Here is a 17977-nt window from a genome sequence, read left to right on the forward strand (position 1 = left end):
CGATCAGGCCGACGCTTCCAGCGGGTAAAAACTGAAGTAACGCTGCAAGGCCTGAATCAGGTGGAAATACTCGGGAGGCGCCGCCTGCAGTCTGAAACCAGAGTCGTAAACGCGCGGCGTTTCATCTTCCTGGCACCACAGACAACTGGCGTTGATGTCGATGTTGTAAAGGCCGCCCTTCCCGTCCGGCACCTTTAAACGCAGCTGAAAATCTGCGCCGACGAGAATCGGCAGATCGCTGATCAGCATCAGGCCCTGTTCCGAGACGTTACCCAGGCACCCCAACGGTTTGTCGTTGTACCGGTTAAACACCTGCAGGTAATACGGTAACTGGTGACGCTCGATTCGTCTTTCGTTGAGCATTGTTGGACACGCCCTGGAATGACCATTGAGCATGGTCGCGCTAGTGCATTGAGATTCGGTCGCACGTGAAACTGCCAAGACGACGTACGCAATCGAATCCACCTGTTCATTACAACAGGGAGGTCATCTGACTCACCAGCCATAACCGAAGTCACTCATCCGATTATTCGAATTCGCGATAACGCCCGCGTTTCTATAACCAGAGTGCCCTTCGCTCACTCCTGTGATGAAAGCTTAGGTCCCTATGTTTTTCCAGACTAGCTCAAGCTGACGCAACATCCACCCGAAAAAGGGACCGCCCATCCATTCGGGTGTAACTACAGTGAAGCAGGTCGCGGGACGGCAGGCGGTGCCAGATTGTCGTGTCCCAATTGATGCAGCGTGTCCAGACGGGCCTGCGCCCGGTAGGCGTACTCACTGGACGGATAATTGGAAATGATGAACTGATAGGTCTGCACTGCATCGACGTAGAGTTTCTGGCGTTCCAGGCACTGGCCGCGCAACATGGACACTTCGGGTTGAACATATCGACGCGACCGGCTTTCGCGGTCCACTTTCGACAGGTTATACATCACCGCATCGCAGTCGCCCTTGGCGTACGCGCGGTTGGCATTGTCCAGATGGCTGTTCATTGCCCAGCGGGTGCAACCGCTCAGCGCCGCCAGCGCCACTAATATCATCACGATTCGCATGAGAGTCTCCTGTGCTCTGCATTGTATCGGCGCATCGCGGCATTTCTTCAAGGTCGATTTATCGGCCGCCGGTCTGCCGATTGCCCAGTCGTAACGCGGCAAGGTAGTGCAAAGGAACAATGACTACAGGCCAATACAGTAGTAGCCTCTCGCTGCGCTTCATTTAAGGAGTTTGTGCATGTCCGTTCGTCGCACCAAAATCGTAGCCACACTTGGCCCTGCCAGTAATTCGCCCGAAGTCATCGAGAAGCTGATTCTTGCCGGGCTGGACGTTGCCCGCCTGAACTTCTCCCACGGCACGCCCGACGAGCACAAGGCTCGCGCGAAGCTGATCCGCGACATCGCCGCCAAGAACGGCCGCTTCGTCGCGTTGCTGGGTGACCTGCAAGGCCCGAAAATTCGTATCGCCAAATTCGCCAACAAGAAGATCGAGCTGAAAGTCGGTGACAAGTTCACCTTCTCCACCAGCCATCCTCTGACGGAAGGTACCCAGGAAATCGTCGGCATCGACTATCCCGATCTGGTCAAGGATTGCGGCGTAGGCGACGAACTGCTGCTCGACGACGGACGCGTGGTCATGCGCGTGGACACGCAAACCGCTGACGCCCTGCACTGCACCGTGACCATCGGCGGCCCGCTGTCCGACCACAAAGGCATCAACCGTCGCGGTGGTGGCCTGACGGCACCGGCGCTGACTGAAAAAGACAAGCAAGACATCAAGCTCGCGGCAGAAATGGACCTGGATTACCTGGCCGTTTCCTTCCCGCGCGACGCCGCCGACATGGAATACGCTCGCAAACTGCGTGACGAATCCGGCGGCACCGCCTGGCTGGTGGCGAAGATCGAACGCGCCGAAGCCGTGGCCGACGACGAAACCCTCGACGCGCTGATCCGTGCCAGTGACGCGGTCATGGTTGCCCGTGGCGACCTGGGCGTGGAAATCGGCGACGCAGAACTGGTCGGCATCCAGAAGAAAATCATCCTGCACGCACGTCGCCATAACAAAGCGGTGATCGTGGCCACGCAGATGATGGAATCAATGATTTCAAGCCCGATGCCAACCCGTGCCGAAGTGTCCGACGTGGCCAACGCCGTGCTCGACTACACCGACGCCGTGATGCTGTCCGCTGAAAGTGCTGCCGGTTCCTACCCTGTCGAAGCCGTTGAAGCCATGGCGCGTATCTGCGTCGGCGCCGAGCGTCACCCGACCGGCAAGACCTCCAGCCACCGCATCGGTCATTCGTTCACCCGTTGCGACGAGAGCATCGCGCTGGCCGCCATGTACACCGCCAACCACTTCCCTGGGGTGAAAGCGATCATCGCACTGACCGAAAGCGGCTACACCCCGCTGATCATGTCGCGCATCCGCTCCTCGGTGCCGATCTACGCGTTCTCCCCGCACCGCAACACCCAGGCGCGCGCGGCGATGTTCCGTGGCGTCTACACCATCCCGTTCGACCCGGCTTCGCTGCCTGCGGGTCAGGTCAGCCAGGCCGCCGTGGACGAGCTGCTCAAGCGCGGTCTGGTCGAGCAAGGCGACTGGGTCATCCTGACCAAGGGTGACAGCTACCACACCATCGGTGGCACCAACGGCATGAAGATCCTGCATGTCGGCGACCCGCTCGTTTAAGACGCTGCAGCGATAGCAAAAGCCCCGGCCCTCGTGAGAGACCGGGGCTTTTTTGTGCGCGACTGCGGAGGCGATCTGACGGTATCGGCGATTTATCCGACCGAACCTGTAGGCGCGCACTTGCCTACGATCTGGCGCGCAGCGGTAGTAAACCCTGCCAATGCGATCCCGGTTGCGTTCATCAGGCCTTTTCCATGAAGACATCCGCCAACAGTTGGCTGCGAGGCAGTCCTGCAATGTACAGGCGCTTGGAAAAAGCCTCGACACTCACTGGCGATCCGCACACCAGTGCAACGGTTTGCCGGGAGCTGACGCGCAAACCGGAAAGCGCCGCCTGAACATCCGCTGCGTCGATCAACTCCACCTGCAGATGCGGATGCTCGACCGCCAGCGCCCGCAACTCAGCCGCAAGGTAATGTTCATGCGCCACATGCATCACCCGAATCGGCCCTTGGTGTTGTTGACGCAATGCCTCGCGCAGCACGCCCCACAGCGGCCCCAGGCCAGTGCCACTCGCCAGCAGCCACAGCGGTCGCTCCTGCCAGTCAGGATCGTAATGCAGGGCACCGCCGCGCAACTCGCCCAATCGAATGGCGTCACCGACCTTGAGCGTGCGCGCGACGTCGACGAAAGCCCCGGGGTGGCGACAATCGATATGAAATTCGAGAAACGGATCCTCGCCCGGCAGACTCGCCAGCGAGTAAGGGCGCGCGATGCCGGTATCGGTCCAGAGCACCAGATGCTGACCCGCGCGATAGCGCAACGGGCGCTCAGGCTCCAGACGCAGACGCAGCACCGACGAACCGACCCCGTCACAACGCATGACCCTGGCAGGCAAGCCATCGCGCAACGGGTCGAAGATTTCGACACGCAGGTCATCGACCACTCGGCACTGACACGACAAGCGCCAGCCCTGCTCACGCTTGCTGGCGTCGAGTGCTTCAGGAAGGGCGTCCAGCGGCTCACCGTCAACGCAACGCACCAGGCAGGCGTGACAACTGCCCGCACGGCAACTGAAAGGGACTGCCAGGCCAGCGCTGTTCAAGGCATCAAGCAGGTTGGAACCGGGGACGACGGACCACTGCCGGTCGCCTGCGCGCAACTCAGGCATCGGCGTAATCCCAAGCACCATGGCAGCAGTTCCGGCCGTGGTGTTTGGCCCGATACAACGCGTGGTCGGCACGCTGCAAGGCGCGATCCATGTCGTCGTCGCGCTCGATCAGGGTCATGCCGACCGAGAGACTCAGCTCCAGGCCCGGCAGATCGGGAATGACCACGCCTGCAAACGCCTCACGCACGCGTTCGCAGCATTCGACCAGTTGCGCACGGGTGCAACGCGGAATCAGCAACACAAACTCCTCTCCACCATAGCGCGCCAGAATGTCATCCGAACGCAGGCAGTCGCTGGCGGTGGCCGCGAACACCTGCAACACCCGATCGCCCGCCGCATGCCCCAGCAGATCGTTGACCCGCTTGAAATGGTCCAGGTCGATCAGGGCAAGACCGCCGGTGTAGTTGCCATCCATGGTTTCAAGCTCACGGGTGGCCAGACGCAAGAAATGCCGGCGATTGTACAGATTGGTCAACTCATCGGTCGACGCCAGTTCTTCGAGCTGAAACATCATACCGCGCAAGGTTTCCTGATGCGCCTGCAAGGTGATCCGACGCTGATGCATGCGCTGCCGCGAGCGCTGCACGAACCCCGCGTACATGCACAACCAGCCCAGCACGATGAACAACGAGCAGGTCTGAAGCGCGGCCAGGCCTGGGTCATTGAGCTGGCCGCTAAAGGCATCCCACAGGTTGATGCCGGTAAACCCCAACAAGGCAAGCACGGCGCAACGCGTGAACACCTTGGGCGGGAGATGGAACAGGCCGAACAGCAACACCAGCACATACAGCACCAGGAAGGTGCCGCGTGCGGAATCCAGATGGGCCAGCAGGAACGTTTCCCAGCCGAGTCCCATCAGCACCTGAAATTCGGTCAGGCTGGGGTCTTTGAACCGGTTGTTGAGTCCGCCGAAAAACACCAGGCTCAGCGCGCCCTGAGACAGCAGCACGGCCACGCTGGTCAGCCACACACCGAAGAACGTCGCATGGTAATAACCGGCGCAGAACGCCACCCACATGAGCGCAATCAGCAACACGTAGGTGCCGGCAGCCAAAGCAAAACGCTTGAGTCGCAAGCGCTGGATAGATCCATCTATAGGAGGCTGGGTCGTCATCGTGTGAGGGTTCGTCCTGTCCGGCCACAAGGGCCTGGATCCCACCGCTGGCCGAAGGGGCAGCGGTCGCTTCATTCATCCGGGAAGGTTGCAATGTAGAGGAAACCGGGCGTTTCGCCAACGCGTCCGTCGAGGCAAAGGGCTTGCCATTCAATCGCAGGGATCTGGCGCGCTGAAGGTCAATCGGCTGCAAAGTCCGGTTGCAAGGCCTGATGAAACCTTTTGATGAACCCTGCCTGGACACCCTAACTATGTATATCAACCCAAACGGTTGGAATCGGTAACCTGCGTCAGTCTTCAACCACCATGGACGGTTAGAAAAATGCAGTTAAGAAACGACACTCAATGGCTGAGCAAATTCAAGATCGAGGTCACTTCCAACTCGAACAGGCTCTACCGCAACGGGAACCAGCAAGTAAAAGTCACGGTGAGCCTGACCCCCGCCAAAGGGCAGGAAATTACCGATGGACAACTCGACAGCATCTGGCTCTTCCTGATCTCGGACGATGGTCAATACCGCGATCTGCGCACCCACTTTGGCGAACGGGCTTATCAGGCGTACTGGCCGTCAGAAATCCCCGGCCCCGTAGAACCGCAAGAGCTGTTCCGCGTTTCGACGGTTAAAGACCCTAGATTCGAGTATTACGCCGCATCCGGCTCCGCTCCCCTGAACCTGATCGAATCCAGTTCGCGCGCCCGCACCTTCTACATCTCCTCACTGGCTCCGGCGGGCGAGCGGTACAAGATTTACGCCGCGATCACCAAAGAAGAAGGTGTTGAGTACGCCACCAGCACCTCGATCTTCAACGCCCACGCCGAAATAGAGACCGTAGCCTCTCCCCACAAGAAGCGGTCGGACTTCACGCTTGAGCGCGTTCACGAGTACGAAGGGAAATCGGGCGACACGGACGTAGACATCGACCTGTATTACCTGGAATTCGCCAATCGACATTTCAAGATTGTCGATGCCATTCCCTACGGTCCCAACGCCGATGACTCCTATTACAGCGACGCCCTGGATGTCTCTCCCTGGTACCGCGTTTTTGACGGCGTCTGGCCCGCACGTATCTACGAGGAGCATTTCCACTATGCCCTCAAGCCCGGCGAACCTGGACATTTCACATCCCATGACGCCTCCGTTGCGGTGAACACCCGGGAAGGCGCCATGAATTTCATCCGCCTGGAATTAATTGGCTATGGGAGTGACTTCACAAAATACACCAGGACCTTTTTTGGACCGAGCCGTTGGGGCGTGCTTGACCAGTACGGCAACGAATACGGTATCCAGATGACCCAGGAAAACGGGGGTAACGAGCTGAACTTCAAGATGCGCCATTAACGGCTCGAGGCTGTTCCGCCGCACCCTGTCGACCGACGATGGGGTGCGCTCACTTGCCACTTGGCGCACTGACAAAGAGAACTCACATGTCCGGTATTCATACCCAAGCCACCCACTTCATGGACTGCATCAAGACCGGAGTCGATGCCCGAACCGGGCAATTCACCCTGGCGTTTCAACTGCCCCTGCTTCCCGCCAACAACCTGGCCGGGCCATCGATCACCCCCACCCTTACCTTCAGCGTTCTGGGTTCCACACGTGACAAAGGGTTCGGGCTGGGCTGGTCGCTGGACCTGAGCGAACTCAATCTGCATCAGGACGCACCGTCATTGCGGCTGTCGTCGGGTGAGCACTTCGCCGTCGATCTCGACAACACCCCGTTCACGCCGGGCAGCGAGTTGACGCTGTTCGATGCCAAGCTCAAATCCAGGCGGGTGGTCTGCGAGAGCGATTCGGTGTTTCGGGTGGATCAAAAAAATGGCCAGACTGAAATCCTGACCCGACAGCCGGACAGTTCCCGCTACCTGGTCACCGAACTGCGCAGCCAGGAAGGTAATCGCGTGTTCGTCGAGTGGTCGCCCTACGGCAACGACGACTTCATCCTCGAACGGATCAGCGACGAGACGCGCACCTTGCTGCACGTGCAGAGGGCGGATGACGATGAGGTCGCTTCCACTGTTCCCGGGCGCGCAGACGAGACCGTACGCCTGCGGTTGGTCAACGATGCATTGAGCGAACTTTACCTGCCCGGCATCGACACGCCGTTCAGCATCCTTTATGAGCACCATGCGCTTGATCCGGACAATCATCTTCTGCTGCCGAGCACACTCACCAGCCCGTTGGGAGCGACCGATTCCGTGATCTGGGCCACGGGCGAAGAAGGCCACCAACTCCCCGAAGGAGCGCCCTTCCGGGTATTGCCACGGGTGTTGCAGTGGACCCACTCGGCGGGAGAAACGACTGGCGAGCTGACCCGCACGTATGAATGGTCCGGCGTGCACAACTTCCTGGGTTTTGGCAGCGATCAGGCATTCGACTGGCAGCAAGGACGCGACAACCTGTATCAGGTCGAGCAGGATTACGATTACCAGGTCACCGAAAACCAGACCGGTCCGGACGGCAGAACGCTTGCGACCATCACCCGCACCTGGAACCGCTTTCACTTGCTCACGAGCGAAGCCACCCGCCGAGGCAATTGCGAGTTGCGCACCACAACCACGTTCGGCATCGCGCCCGACACCGACTGGGAGGACCAGCCCGCGTGGTGCCAGCTTCCGCATAAACAGACCGTGACCTACATCGACCGCTCGAACGCCGGCCGGCAACGCCGGGAAGAAACCGAGTATCGCTACGACGCAGCCGGCAACGTCGTGTTCACTCGTTCGCCCAGCGGCATAGAGGAACACAGCGAGTACTACCCTGCCGACGGTGTCGCGGACACGGAAAACGACGAGGGCTGCCCGCCCAATCCTCTGGGCATGGTCCGGCACCTGAAGACAAAGACCGTGATACCCGCACGCCTGAATGACGGCACCTACGGCGGCGCCTCTGTCATCTCGACCACGTACCGCTATGCGGCGCTGGCATCGAAACTCACGGGCGGACCTGCGTTTGTCGTGGTGAGCCGCGAGACCGCGTGGGATGAGACCCAGGGTCGTCTGCTTGAAACCACTACGCAGACCTATATCACTGACAGCGGCCCGCACTATGCCCGGCTTGCAAACAAAGTCACCACGCTCAATGGCAAAGCCACCACCACCGATTATCGCTACGAGCTGTCCGAGGAAGAGTTGATCACCCATGTCACCCTCACCGGGTTCGAGCGAACCGACCGGGTGCGCGCCACTCAAAGCAGCGCGCGGGACTTGGGCACAGGCCGTTTGACCCGCGAGCGCAACCACGCCGGCGTCGTCTCCCGCTACGCCTACGACGCCCTGGGCCGTGTCACGCTGGCGGTCACGGCCGATGACAGCCGCTATGAAGCCCGACGTACTTCGACCTATTGCGTGAACGACCGGGCTGCGCTCGAACACAGGGCCGGGAGCGAAAACCCGGTGATGATCGAGCATCGACATTCGACCGGCCAGCGGCGTCGACAATGGCTCGATGGCGAGGGACGCACCGTCCGGGTGGAGCTCGAAGACATCGATCACGCCCCTGCTGTGTTTCGCGAGATCGCCAGTACCGTCTTCGACGCCGAAGGCCGATCGGTCAGCGAAACCCAACAGGACTGGCTGCGCGATCCTCAGGACCCTGCCGCAGTGACGGCACTCAGGCTCACGACGACGACGTTTTACGACGACTGGGGCCACGTCCACCGGAGCATCACGCCCGATGGCGTGGAAACGTACAGCGAGCACGACCCGATCAGCCTCACCGTCAAGCGATGGCAGCAAAGCGGCACGCTCAAGAGCCCGCACACGCTGACCCACTTTAACGCGGCGGGCAGTCCTGTCAGCGAACACCTGTACGACACCGAAGGCACATTGATCCGGACCAGAGAGTGGCGGCGCGACGGACTGGACCGCGTCACCGCGTCCACAATCAAAGTGCCCGACCAGGCTGACCGCGTGACCTCCGTCCAGCTCGATGTCTATGGGCGAACCGTCGAGCAGCGGCTGGCTGACAATACAGTGGTGAGCTGGACCTACGCCTTGCACAGCGACGACAACCACCCTGAAACCGTCGCCGTCACGCCACCGCTTGCGGCCCAAACGTCATAAGCAGCGGCATCGGAGCACTCACGCCCATCGCCGGGAACGCTGCCGCGCACGCCACGCTTCCCGGTGAACTGCACATTTCGAAGGATCGAAAACATGAACACTCCTTTCATCATTGGCCGTCAGACGTTCGACGGCCTGGGTCGCCAGCTGTCGGTTGACGCGGGCGGGCACACCTCCCGGTTTCATTACCGCGACGGCCAGCTCCCGCCCTCTTCGACGACCCTGGCCGACGGCAACGAAATCAGATTCACCTACGAGAAGCACCTCAACCATCAGTTGCTCAGCGTCGCAGCCGACGGCGAAGCCACGACCGAGATAACCCGTCACCCCGCCTTCGGTCATCCCGGCGCCGTGAGAGGTGAACGGGGACATCAAGCCTTCGCTTTCAGCGCCACCGGCCAACCTGCCGAAGACCACTGGACCGTTGACGGGCAGACCTACACGACCCGCTGGCTCTATTCCTTCGGCGGCCTGTTGCAGGGTTTTGACGATGCTCAGGGCATCGCCCACCGGCGTCAGTTCGATTCGGCAGGTCGGTTGCAGCAAACCCGCGTCGGCGAACTGGAAACCACCTACACCTATGACGCCCTGTCACGGCCGCTGACCGTCAACGTCAGCGACCCGGAAAACCGGCGCACCCTCACCACTTCGATCACGTATGACGCGCTCGGGCGTGAGCACATGCGCACGTTCACCGTCACGCAAAGCGAAGAAGGACACCCTCCTGCCATCAGGACGATCACCGAGACGACAGGCTATTCCGCTCTGGATCAGATCACGTCCCGACGCTGGACCGACGGCGATGAGCAAAGCGAGCAGCGCTTTGAATACGATGCGCGCGACCGGCTGGTGCGGTGCACGGCTGACAACCAGGCGGTGGCGGAGGATCCGTTTGGGAACCTCATCGTCGACCAGGCGTTCACCTTCAACGGGTTTAACGGCCATGAAACGGTGGTGAGCCTGTTCGCCGACGGAAGTCGGGACGAAGCCCGTTTCAGCTATGCAGACGACGATCCGGTTCGGCTGGTGAAAATCACCCACACCCACGCCTCCTGGCCATCGGAAATCACGCTGAGCTACGACGCCTGCGGCCGGGTCATCAGCGACAGCCTGGGCCGTCAATTCAGCTGGAATACCCAGGGCCGACTCACGGAAGTCCGCACACCGGCGGGGACTTGCAAGTATCGCTATGACCCCAGCGGACAGCTCACCGACCGCGAAGTGAACGGTGTGCTGACGCGTGATTTCTTCAGCGCGGATCAACTGACTCACCAGCAGACCGGCAACGACAGCGTTCAGTTGATCGGCGACCTGAACGCCCTGTTCGCCCTGAACAAGGTGACCGACGGCGTTCGCCAGACCCTGCTGCTCGGCACCGATGCACAAGGCAGCGTACATCTGGAAGCCGACAGCGCAGTGCGTGCCCGCCACTACTCCGCCCATGGTGCGAACGGTCTCGCCAGCGATCACGCAGCGTTCGGCTACGCCGGCGAGCAGCGCGAACCCTTGTCGGGCCTTTACATCCCGGGAGGGAATCGACCTTACGATCCGGTGCTGATGTGCTTTCTGGCCCCTGACACCGACAGCCCGTTCGGCCAGGGCGGGATCAATCCCTACGCGTGGTGTGCCGGAGATCCGGTCAATCGCATCGATCCGGATGGCCACAGTTGGGTGAACTACGCCCTCGCCGGCGCGGGCCTTGCGCTGGCGGCGGTGGCGTTGATTCCCGGTCTGCAAGCGGCCTTGCCCGCAGCGGGTGTGTTGATCAGTTCCGGGACAGGCCTGCTGACCACCGGCCAGATCGCGACGCTTGCCGCCGTGGCGCTGGATATCGTCTCGCTGGCCACCGGGGCCGCGAGCACGGTACTTGAGGCGACCGGGCATGACCGTACCGCGTCAGGCATTCTGGGCGGCATTTCTCTGATGACCGGCCTGTCTGGCGCCGGGATAGGCCTGAAACTGGCCGGCCTGAAACACGCCGGAGCCCGACAGCGGGCGATGGACATCAAGCAAGGCTGGACGCCGCCCAAGCCTGGTCGTCTGGGCAACGGTGAATTGCTGGCCCAGCACACCTCCAGAGGTGTGGACGTGGGTTTCATTGACACCTATCACGGCACCAATCGGGTCGCCCTTCTCACCCACGGTGATCCCAAGCGCGCATTGCTCATGGGTCCGGACGGCCACGTAGCCCGTGCCGCCGACATCGCACGGGACGTCATCGCGCCCCGGCTCGAAGCGCTCGGGGTCGGCGCCGATGAGACCTTCGTATTGCTCTCGTGCTGGAGCGGAAAAAACGGTGCGGCGCTGGAGATCGCCAAGGAACTGGGCCGTCCGGTTCAGGGGTTTACCCATAAAGTTTTTGTGAAAGGCTTCGCCAATCTGCAGAGTCCAGCCAACGCGGCGAATATCCCCAAGGAGGCCGTTCCGTATTTTGAGCGCCTGCGTGCGACGGGTAATCCGCTCAAAGCCTGGAAGACTACCCTGCGAGATGCACAGGCCACGATCTTTCACCCTGACGGCAGCATGACTGCGGTATGAAGAGGCTCGCGAACCTTAGCCGTTCGGCGCCACACCCCCTCAAGACTAAGGTTTAGCCTGCGGCAGGGTGTCGCGCCGGTGACCAAGCGGTATACTGCGGCGCCTTTTCCTGCCGCTGCGCCTGAGCGTTAGCCGAGCCAAAGGCCGTTTGCACGATTGCCCAGAGCATCCCGTGCAAACCGCCCTACATAATGTTCCCGCCTGATAGAGGAGAACGCCCCATGACCGTGATCAAGCAGGATGACCTGATTCAGAGCGTTGCCGACGCCCTGCAGTTCATCTCCTATTACCACCCCGTCGATTTCATTCAGGCCATGCATGAGGCCTACCTGCGCGAAGAATCGCCTGCCGCGCGCGACTCCATGGCCCAGATCCTGATCAACTCGCGCATGTGTGCCACTGGCCACCGTCCGATCTGCCAGGACACCGGCATCGTGACCGTATTCGTACGCGTGGGCATGGACGTGCGCTGGGATGGCGCCACCATGAGCCTGGACGACATGATCAACGAGGGCGTGCGTCGCGCCTACAACCTGCCGGAAAACGTCCTGCGTGCCTCGATCCTCGCCGACCCGGCGGGCGCTCGTAAAAACACCAAGGACAACACCCCGGCGGTCATCCACTACTCCATCGTTCCGGGTAACACCGTGGAAGTGGACGTGGCGGCCAAAGGCGGCGGTTCGGAAAACAAATCGAAGATGGCGATGCTCAACCCGTCCGACTCGATCGTTGACTGGGTACTGAAAACCGTTCCGACCATGGGCGCGGGCTGGTGCCCACCGGGCATGCTGGGTATCGGCATCGGCGGCACCGCCGAGAAAGCCGCCGTCATGGCCAAGGAAGTCCTGATGGAATCCATCGACATCCACGAGCTCAAGGCCCGCGGCCCGTCGAACCGTCTGGAAGAAATGCGTCTGGAGCTGTTCGAGAAGGTCAACCAGCTGGGCATCGGCGCTCAGGGCCTGGGCGGTCTGACCACCGTGCTCGACGTCAAGATCATGGATTACCCGACCCACGCCGCTTCGCTGCCGGTCTGCATGATCCCTAACTGCGCCGCCACCCGTCACGCGCACTTCGTGCTCGACGGTTCCGGCCCCGCCTCGCTGGAAGCGCCACCGCTGGACGCTTACCCGGAAATCGTCTGGGAAGCCGGCCCATCGGCTCGCCGCGTCAACCTCGACACCCTGACGCCGGAAGACGTGCAGAGCTGGAAGCCGGGCGAAACCGTCCTGCTCAACGGCAAAATGCTGACCGGCCGCGATGCGGCGCACAAGCGCATGGTCGAAATGCTGAACAAGGGCGAAACCCTGCCGGTCGATCTGAAAGGTCGCTTCATCTATTACGTCGGTCCGGTCGATCCGGTCGGTGATGAAGTCGTCGGCCCTGCTGGCCCGACCACCGCCACGCGGATGGACAAGTTCACCCGTCAGATCCTCGAACAAACCGGCCTGCTGGGCATGATCGGCAAATCCGAGCGCGGCCCGACCGCCATTGACGCGATCAAGGACAACAAAGCCGTTTACCTGATGGCCGTCGGCGGTGCGGCTTACCTCGTCGCCCAGGCGATCAAGAAATCGCAGGTCCTGGCATTCCCTGAACTGGGTATGGAAGCGATCTACGAGTTCGAAGTCAAAGACATGCCGGTCACTGTCGCAGTGGACAGCAACGGCGAGTCGGTACACATCACCGGTCCTGCGATCTGGCAGAAGAAGATCAGTGAAAGTCTGGCGGTGGAAGTGCAGTAAGCGCTTCGACGGTCATGAAAAGCCCGGCCCTCGTGCCGGGCTTTTTATTGCCACGTGTCCTCTAGGAACCGGCCCTTGCCTAAAACCCGAGCCGGTTCTTTTTGCGCTTCCCGGCCTGCGAACCATCGTCCAGCAAAGGCAGGCCTGCCGCCGCTCGTCCGGCGTTCACTTCCTCAGCGGTATCGTTCTCGTCCTCGCTGATGGTGTACCAGGTCTGATAGGTGGTGCGGCGCAACCAGCCCTTGGCTGTCCAGGTCTCGGTCGGGCGACCCAGCGGGTCGTAGAATTGCTTGTCGTGGTACCAGTGTTCACGCACCGAACGGTCGTCGACATATTCATGGGTGTCCGTGAAATAGGGGCGATACACGCGGACAGCCAAGCCCTTGTTGTTGTACTCGACGCGCTCGCTGACGCGCCATCGATCGTCGGCGTCAACCTCCACCAATGCACCATTGGTGTATTGCAGCTGCCCATTGACCACGTGGTAGGCCTTGCCGCTCTCCACTCTTTGCCGGGTTTGCAGGGCTCGTCCAAAACCATCGAGGGAGGTCAGCGTCATTCGCTGCTGCCGTTCGGGATCATCAGGATAACGGTCCCACTGCAGGGTGATCCCGTGCACGGGCACCTTGTCCCGCATCCAGCTAAAAACATCGTAATAGTAAGCCGTGGCGTAATCGGTCTTGTGCTCCGCCGTTATCGCCTCAGAGGGCTTGAGGGATAACAATGTCGCGCCCTCCAGAGGATCAAAGCCGACTGCGTTGCCGAGTTCTGTGCCATAAAAGCTGGTCATTCTGAGAACGCCGAAAGCGTCATACATCGCCTCCTGAGTGTTCTCATTAGGGTCAATAACCTTAGAGGGCAGCAGGTTGTAATAACTGAACTCCGCCGAGGTGATACAACCGTCCGGCGCCGTCACTGCCGTTATCAACAGGCTGTAGGGGTCGTAGGTGACGGTGCTCGGCCCATGGCTGGCGGTCGGTCTGAACGCGTCGACACGGTAGAAATGCTCAGGCCCCGCATACGTATTGAAACCGCGCCTGACCGACCACAACACAACCGACGGATCCTCTGGCAGAGCACTGGCCATACGTGAATAACCGACCTCTACCAACTTGCTGGCCAGCGCCTCTTCACCTTCCGGTCCCTGAAAGATGGGCACTTTGCTGTAGGCGGTCAACGCATGGGCATCCAGCTCAGCGATCTCCACCGCATCCGCCAGCGCCTGGAACGTTGCCTGACCATCGGGGCACTCGACGTAGCGTTGCTTCGACAGCGCCACCAGAGTTCGCGGCAATGACGCAAACCAGCCATCAGGGTCTTTAAAAGCCTCGTAGCCAAGATCTTCGGCGTTCACCTGCGAGGCCTCGGTCATCATCGCGTTGGCCCGCGTCAAATACGGCAGCCCCAATCGCCAGCTTTGTGCTTCATCCAGGTGAATCGCCTCTGTTCTGCTTTCGCTCAGGTAATAGCGCTGCTGAGCCTCGTCATGGGACGCCCGCCACCACGTCTGTTGATGCTCATCGGTAAAGGGAGAGTCATCACCCGGCAGCTTGCGCCGCGCGTAGTTCACGGTAACCCCGTGGGTCAACACACCGTACTGATCCCACGCGAGATTGACTGCACGCTGGCACATCGGATCATCGGCCTGCCCCTCATACTGGTGACTGATGGACTCCAGCGCCAATGGCAGCATGCGAGCGTAGCGCTGAAAAGGGCCGACCGCTTCAAGCTGGCGTACCAGATAACGCGAAGACTGCACGGTGTAAGGCAATGTCGACGGCGCAACGCCCTCATAACCAAACACCTCAACCCGCAGCACGGAACCTGCGAGCGCTCGGGCCATTTCTCGCAAATCGGCGGCCACAGGCGGCTCAATGACCTGATCCTGGCCGTCGGCGTAGGAGGTCAACACATCGGGGCCCAGCACGACGGCCACTTCGTCACTCTCGTTGAAACCATAAGGGGCTTTGTGCGGATAACGTCCCGTGTGATACCAGGTTTTACTCAGGATCGGCGCCGTAAAACCTGCGCTCGCGTCGCCCGATCCCACCTCACTGTCGCGTTGCAGGATCAACCCGAAGCCACGAAACACTCTGTGAAGGCCATCGTAGTAGCCCTGACGGTACGAGAACGACTGAGTCAGCTGATTACCCGTCACCTCATCGAGCTGGGTTTGTCGGCTGACCAGGTGCAACGCAAAGGGTACGCCGGACTCGACAGGCAGACCTGCTGCCACCCGCTCCTGCTTTTCATCCAGCCATTCCTGCGCCGAACTGCGGTACGTCACGCTGCCTGACGCGCCCATGCTGTTATTCGTCTCTTGCAGAAGATACGGCTTGATCGGCGGACAGTCGAAACGCCAGTGCGCAGGCGTCATGTGGGGAATGGTCAACACCAGACTAGAGCACCCAAGCCCTTGCAGGTCGGCCATGCTGACCTGGCTGAAGCGATCGTAGCGAACACCGGCTGGCCACGGGATCTGGACGGGTTCTGCGAAGGCATTGCCCGATGTGTTCATGAACAACGTGAAGCCGTCAGGCTGCAGATACACCATATCGACGGCACCAGACCCGTCCATGTCAGCCAGCCGAATACGCCCGGCGTCGAAGTCTTCGTAAGCGAAACCGAGCGTCGCGAACTCCTGTCCCTTTCCAAAATGCCCCCGGCCCATGTTCGGCCAGAACCGGACCTCGTTATGCCGAATACGCACCAGATGTTGCTGCCCAGAGCCGAGAATGTCGCAAAACGCCACCAGCTCCGCAGGGCTGTTACTCAGCAGCGGCAGGAAGTCGTTCTCTTCATCGTGATTGACATCGGCGGGCGGTGCGAACCCTTTGGCGCGTCGGCTGGCATACAAACGCACACTGCGCGGACCGATCAGGGCAAGGTCTGAAAGCCCGTCACCGACCAGATCGGCCAACTGCCCTTGAGGATGAAAGAACTCGGCCGGAAACGCAGAAAACGGCGCAAACCCCGACCATGTCCGGTCCGGCGCGAGGGTGAAGAATCCCGCCATTCCCGGTTGCGCGACGACCCAGTCGAGGCGCCCGTTACCGGTCATGTCGGCGAGGGACTGATGCACACCCGTTCGCGAATCGATCGTCGGGATGCTGGGCACGACGTGCCAGGGACCATAGGCCACGGCGTCTGGGTCTTGTGAATCGACATCGCGTACCGGCTCGCGATACAGCCAGCCTTTATCTTCTCGATACAGCACGCCCGCCAGGCCTTCACCGTACAGATCCACCAGTTGGTAACGCTGTTCGTCATTCAGCCCGGGCATCTTGTCGAATGCCGTGAAGCCGCCCAATTGAGGATCGAAATCCTCATAGCTGAAGGTCACCCGAGGTCGGCGATCGATAGGCCGCGAGCCGTAGATGGACCAGCTCAGGTGCTCCACGGACGTCAGTACCTTGTAGCACTGCCGGAAGTCGTCATAGTTGAGCTTCAACGCGCTGATCAGCACCGGGTCGGGGCCCAGCTCGTCAGGAAAGTGATGGAACATGATGACGTAGTGGACGAAACGCAGATTGCCCAGCTCAAAACCGTAAGCGAATGATGAGTGATAATCGGCGCGTCCTTCCCATGGGGTGTCCTCGCCATACTGGAGGCTGTCTCGCGCGTCGCTGCGCTCGCCGTAGTCGAACAACAGATCGAAATGCCATTGCAGGTCGCCGATCTGCCCGGGCTGCCACAGATACAGATGCGGGTGCGCCGAGGCATTGCCATAGCGCACGCGCCACAGGTAACACTGCGCCATGAAGTTACGTTTCGGGCCGGGGTCGGTCTGTGGATTCAAGCCCTCAAGGTCTTCGGCCTTGTACTCATACAGAATGTGTTCACCCTGCGCATTCATGGTTTCTTCAAGCAACCACTCAGCCACCCGGTTTGAATCTGCCGTGTCGGTGCTGCGCGAACCCGGGTTGCGCCCATACAGCGCCAGCGTGCCGTCGGCGCCATGCACCAGCCAGAAGCCCGGCGGATCGTCGACACTGCGCCAATGTTCGATACGCTGGAACGCCCCCTCGATGCTGGCGAAGTAACGAATCACCTGATAAGCCGCATCCAGCGCCAGATCGTTGTAGTGGCTGATCGTCGTTTCCTTGACCGCGCCGTTGCCGTCGCGCTCCGGCAACCACATTTCTCCGTCCGGCCCAAGAATCACGTCATCGTCGTTGTACAGCGGCACCCCTTTTGTGGCTCGCCTCGCCACACAGCCCAGGTTCAGGTTCCAGCCAGGCCCGAACAGCCCGTTGCCCACGGAACTGGCATAGTTGAGCGTCAACGGCGGCGCATACCCGCGACCGGCAGTGATGGGCAACGGGATCTCCAACGACGCCGCCCCCGTCGCACCGACAGCGCCCCAGCCTTTACCAATGCTTTGGATCGCGCCACCACCTTTGGGCAGCGACGGGGCGGCGATACCGACGGTTTGCTCTTGATCAGCCATGGCATTTGCTCCCTGCAAATTTACTCCCCTACCTCAAACAACCATTTTTTAATGCAACAACATCGCCAGATCGATTTAACTCTTGAGAGGTAATTTAAGCCTAGGAGGCAAGGGCCCCGTCATTAGAACAAATAGCGATGAATATCACTTCAGATCCATATAAACCCTAAACTCAGTACCTCCAAAGCTTACATAAAAAAAGAAATAATGATTATCGCTATTAAATCTAAGCGAAGAACCAGCGCTAACCTGTTGAAATCCATGAAGTCTTA

At 60.5% G+C, this 17977-nt stretch carries 10 protein-coding genes; 5 read left to right on the top strand and 5 right to left on the bottom strand.

Annotated elements, in window-relative coordinates:
* Window positions 1–3 precede the first annotated feature (3 nt).
* Window positions 4–363, bottom strand: a complete 360-nt coding sequence (locus tag ABDX87_RS08310) for a PilZ domain-containing protein (protein WP_346832447.1) — start codon at window positions 361–363, stop codon at window positions 4–6.
* A gap of 317 nt (window positions 364–680) precedes the next feature.
* Window positions 681–1055 carry a tetratricopeptide repeat protein gene (locus ABDX87_RS08315; RefSeq protein ID WP_346832448.1) on the bottom strand — a complete coding sequence of 125 codons (375 nt, stop codon included), beginning with the start codon at window positions 1053–1055 and terminating at the stop codon, window positions 681–683.
* A gap of 178 nt (window positions 1056–1233) precedes the next feature.
* On the opposite strand from ABDX87_RS08315, the gene pyk reads away from it, so the two are divergent.
* Window positions 1234–2685, top strand: a complete 1452-nt coding sequence (pyk, locus tag ABDX87_RS08320; protein ID WP_346832449.1) for a pyruvate kinase — start codon at window positions 1234–1236, stop codon at window positions 2683–2685.
* Window positions 2686–2866: 181 nt separating this feature from the next.
* Here the strand turns inward: pyk and ABDX87_RS08325 are convergent, their stop codons facing one another.
* Both ABDX87_RS08325 and ABDX87_RS08330 read right to left on the bottom strand, forming a co-directional pair.
* Window positions 2867–3796 (bottom strand): iron-sulfur-binding ferredoxin reductase, encoded by a 930-nt coding sequence (locus tag ABDX87_RS08325; protein ID WP_346833463.1) that lies wholly within the window; start codon window positions 3794–3796, stop codon window positions 2867–2869.
* Window positions 3789–4910, bottom strand: coding sequence for a GGDEF domain-containing protein (locus ABDX87_RS08330; protein WP_346832450.1), 1122 nt, complete (start codon window positions 4908–4910; stop codon window positions 3789–3791). The genes ABDX87_RS08325 and ABDX87_RS08330 overlap by 8 nt, the downstream gene beginning before the upstream one ends.
* Before the next feature lie 322 nt (window positions 4911–5232).
* Here ABDX87_RS08330 and ABDX87_RS08335 point away from each other — a divergent pair, with 322 nt between their 5' ends.
* From ABDX87_RS08335 to ABDX87_RS08350, 4 genes are all read left to right on the top strand, one after another.
* Window positions 5233–6249 (top strand): hypothetical protein, encoded by a 1017-nt coding sequence (locus ABDX87_RS08335; protein WP_346832451.1) that lies wholly within the window; start codon window positions 5233–5235, stop codon window positions 6247–6249.
* An 86-nt stretch (window positions 6250–6335) separates the two neighbouring features.
* On the top strand, window positions 6336–8972 hold the full coding sequence (locus ABDX87_RS08340) for an RHS repeat domain-containing protein (protein WP_346832452.1): 2637 nt from the start codon (window positions 6336–6338) through the stop codon (window positions 8970–8972).
* Window positions 8973–9065: 93 nt separating this feature from the next.
* Window positions 9066–11510 (top strand): RHS repeat domain-containing protein, encoded by a 2445-nt coding sequence (locus ABDX87_RS08345; protein ID WP_346832454.1) that lies wholly within the window; start codon window positions 9066–9068, stop codon window positions 11508–11510.
* 221 nt (window positions 11511–11731) lie between these two features.
* Entirely contained in the window at window positions 11732–13255 is a 1524-nt protein-coding gene (locus ABDX87_RS08350) for a fumarate hydratase (RefSeq protein WP_346832455.1), read from the top strand.
* 79 nt (window positions 13256–13334) lie between these two features.
* Here the strand turns inward: ABDX87_RS08350 and ABDX87_RS08355 are convergent, their stop codons facing one another.
* Window positions 13335–17705 carry a SpvB/TcaC N-terminal domain-containing protein gene (locus tag ABDX87_RS08355; protein WP_346832456.1) on the bottom strand — a complete coding sequence of 1457 codons (4371 nt, stop codon included), beginning with the start codon at window positions 17703–17705 and terminating at the stop codon, window positions 13335–13337.
* Window positions 17706–17977: the final 272 nt, after the last annotated feature.

The sequence above is a fragment of the Pseudomonas abietaniphila genome (genome assembly GCF_039697315.1).
Lineage (GTDB): Bacteria > Pseudomonadota > Gammaproteobacteria > Pseudomonadales > Pseudomonadaceae > Aquipseudomonas > Aquipseudomonas abietaniphila_B.

Excerpts from the sequence above, each read along its gene's own strand:
- ABDX87_RS08310 (WP_346832447.1), bottom strand. The coding sequence starts at position 363 with ATGCTCAACGAAAGACGAATCGAGCGTCACCAGTTACCGTATTACCTG.
- ABDX87_RS08315 (WP_346832448.1), bottom strand. The coding sequence starts at position 1,055 with ATGCGAATCGTGATGATATTAGTGGCGCTGGCGGCGCTGAGCGGTTGC.
- pyk (WP_346832449.1), top strand. The coding sequence starts at position 1,234 with ATGTCCGTTCGTCGCACCAAAATCGTAGCCACACTTGGCCCTGCCAGT.
- ABDX87_RS08325 (WP_346833463.1), bottom strand. The coding sequence starts at position 3,796 with ATGCCTGAGTTGCGCGCAGGCGACCGGCAGTGGTCCGTCGTCCCCGGT.
- ABDX87_RS08330 (WP_346832450.1), bottom strand. The coding sequence starts at position 4,910 with ATGACGACCCAGCCTCCTATAGATGGATCTATCCAGCGCTTGCGACTC.
- ABDX87_RS08335 (WP_346832451.1), top strand. The coding sequence starts at position 5,233 with ATGCAGTTAAGAAACGACACTCAATGGCTGAGCAAATTCAAGATCGAG.
- ABDX87_RS08340 (WP_346832452.1), top strand. The coding sequence starts at position 6,336 with ATGTCCGGTATTCATACCCAAGCCACCCACTTCATGGACTGCATCAAG.
- ABDX87_RS08345 (WP_346832454.1), top strand. The coding sequence starts at position 9,066 with ATGAACACTCCTTTCATCATTGGCCGTCAGACGTTCGACGGCCTGGGT.
- ABDX87_RS08350 (WP_346832455.1), top strand. The coding sequence starts at position 11,732 with ATGACCGTGATCAAGCAGGATGACCTGATTCAGAGCGTTGCCGACGCC.
- ABDX87_RS08355 (WP_346832456.1), bottom strand. The coding sequence starts at position 17,705 with ATGGCTGATCAAGAGCAAACCGTCGGTATCGCCGCCCCGTCGCTGCCC.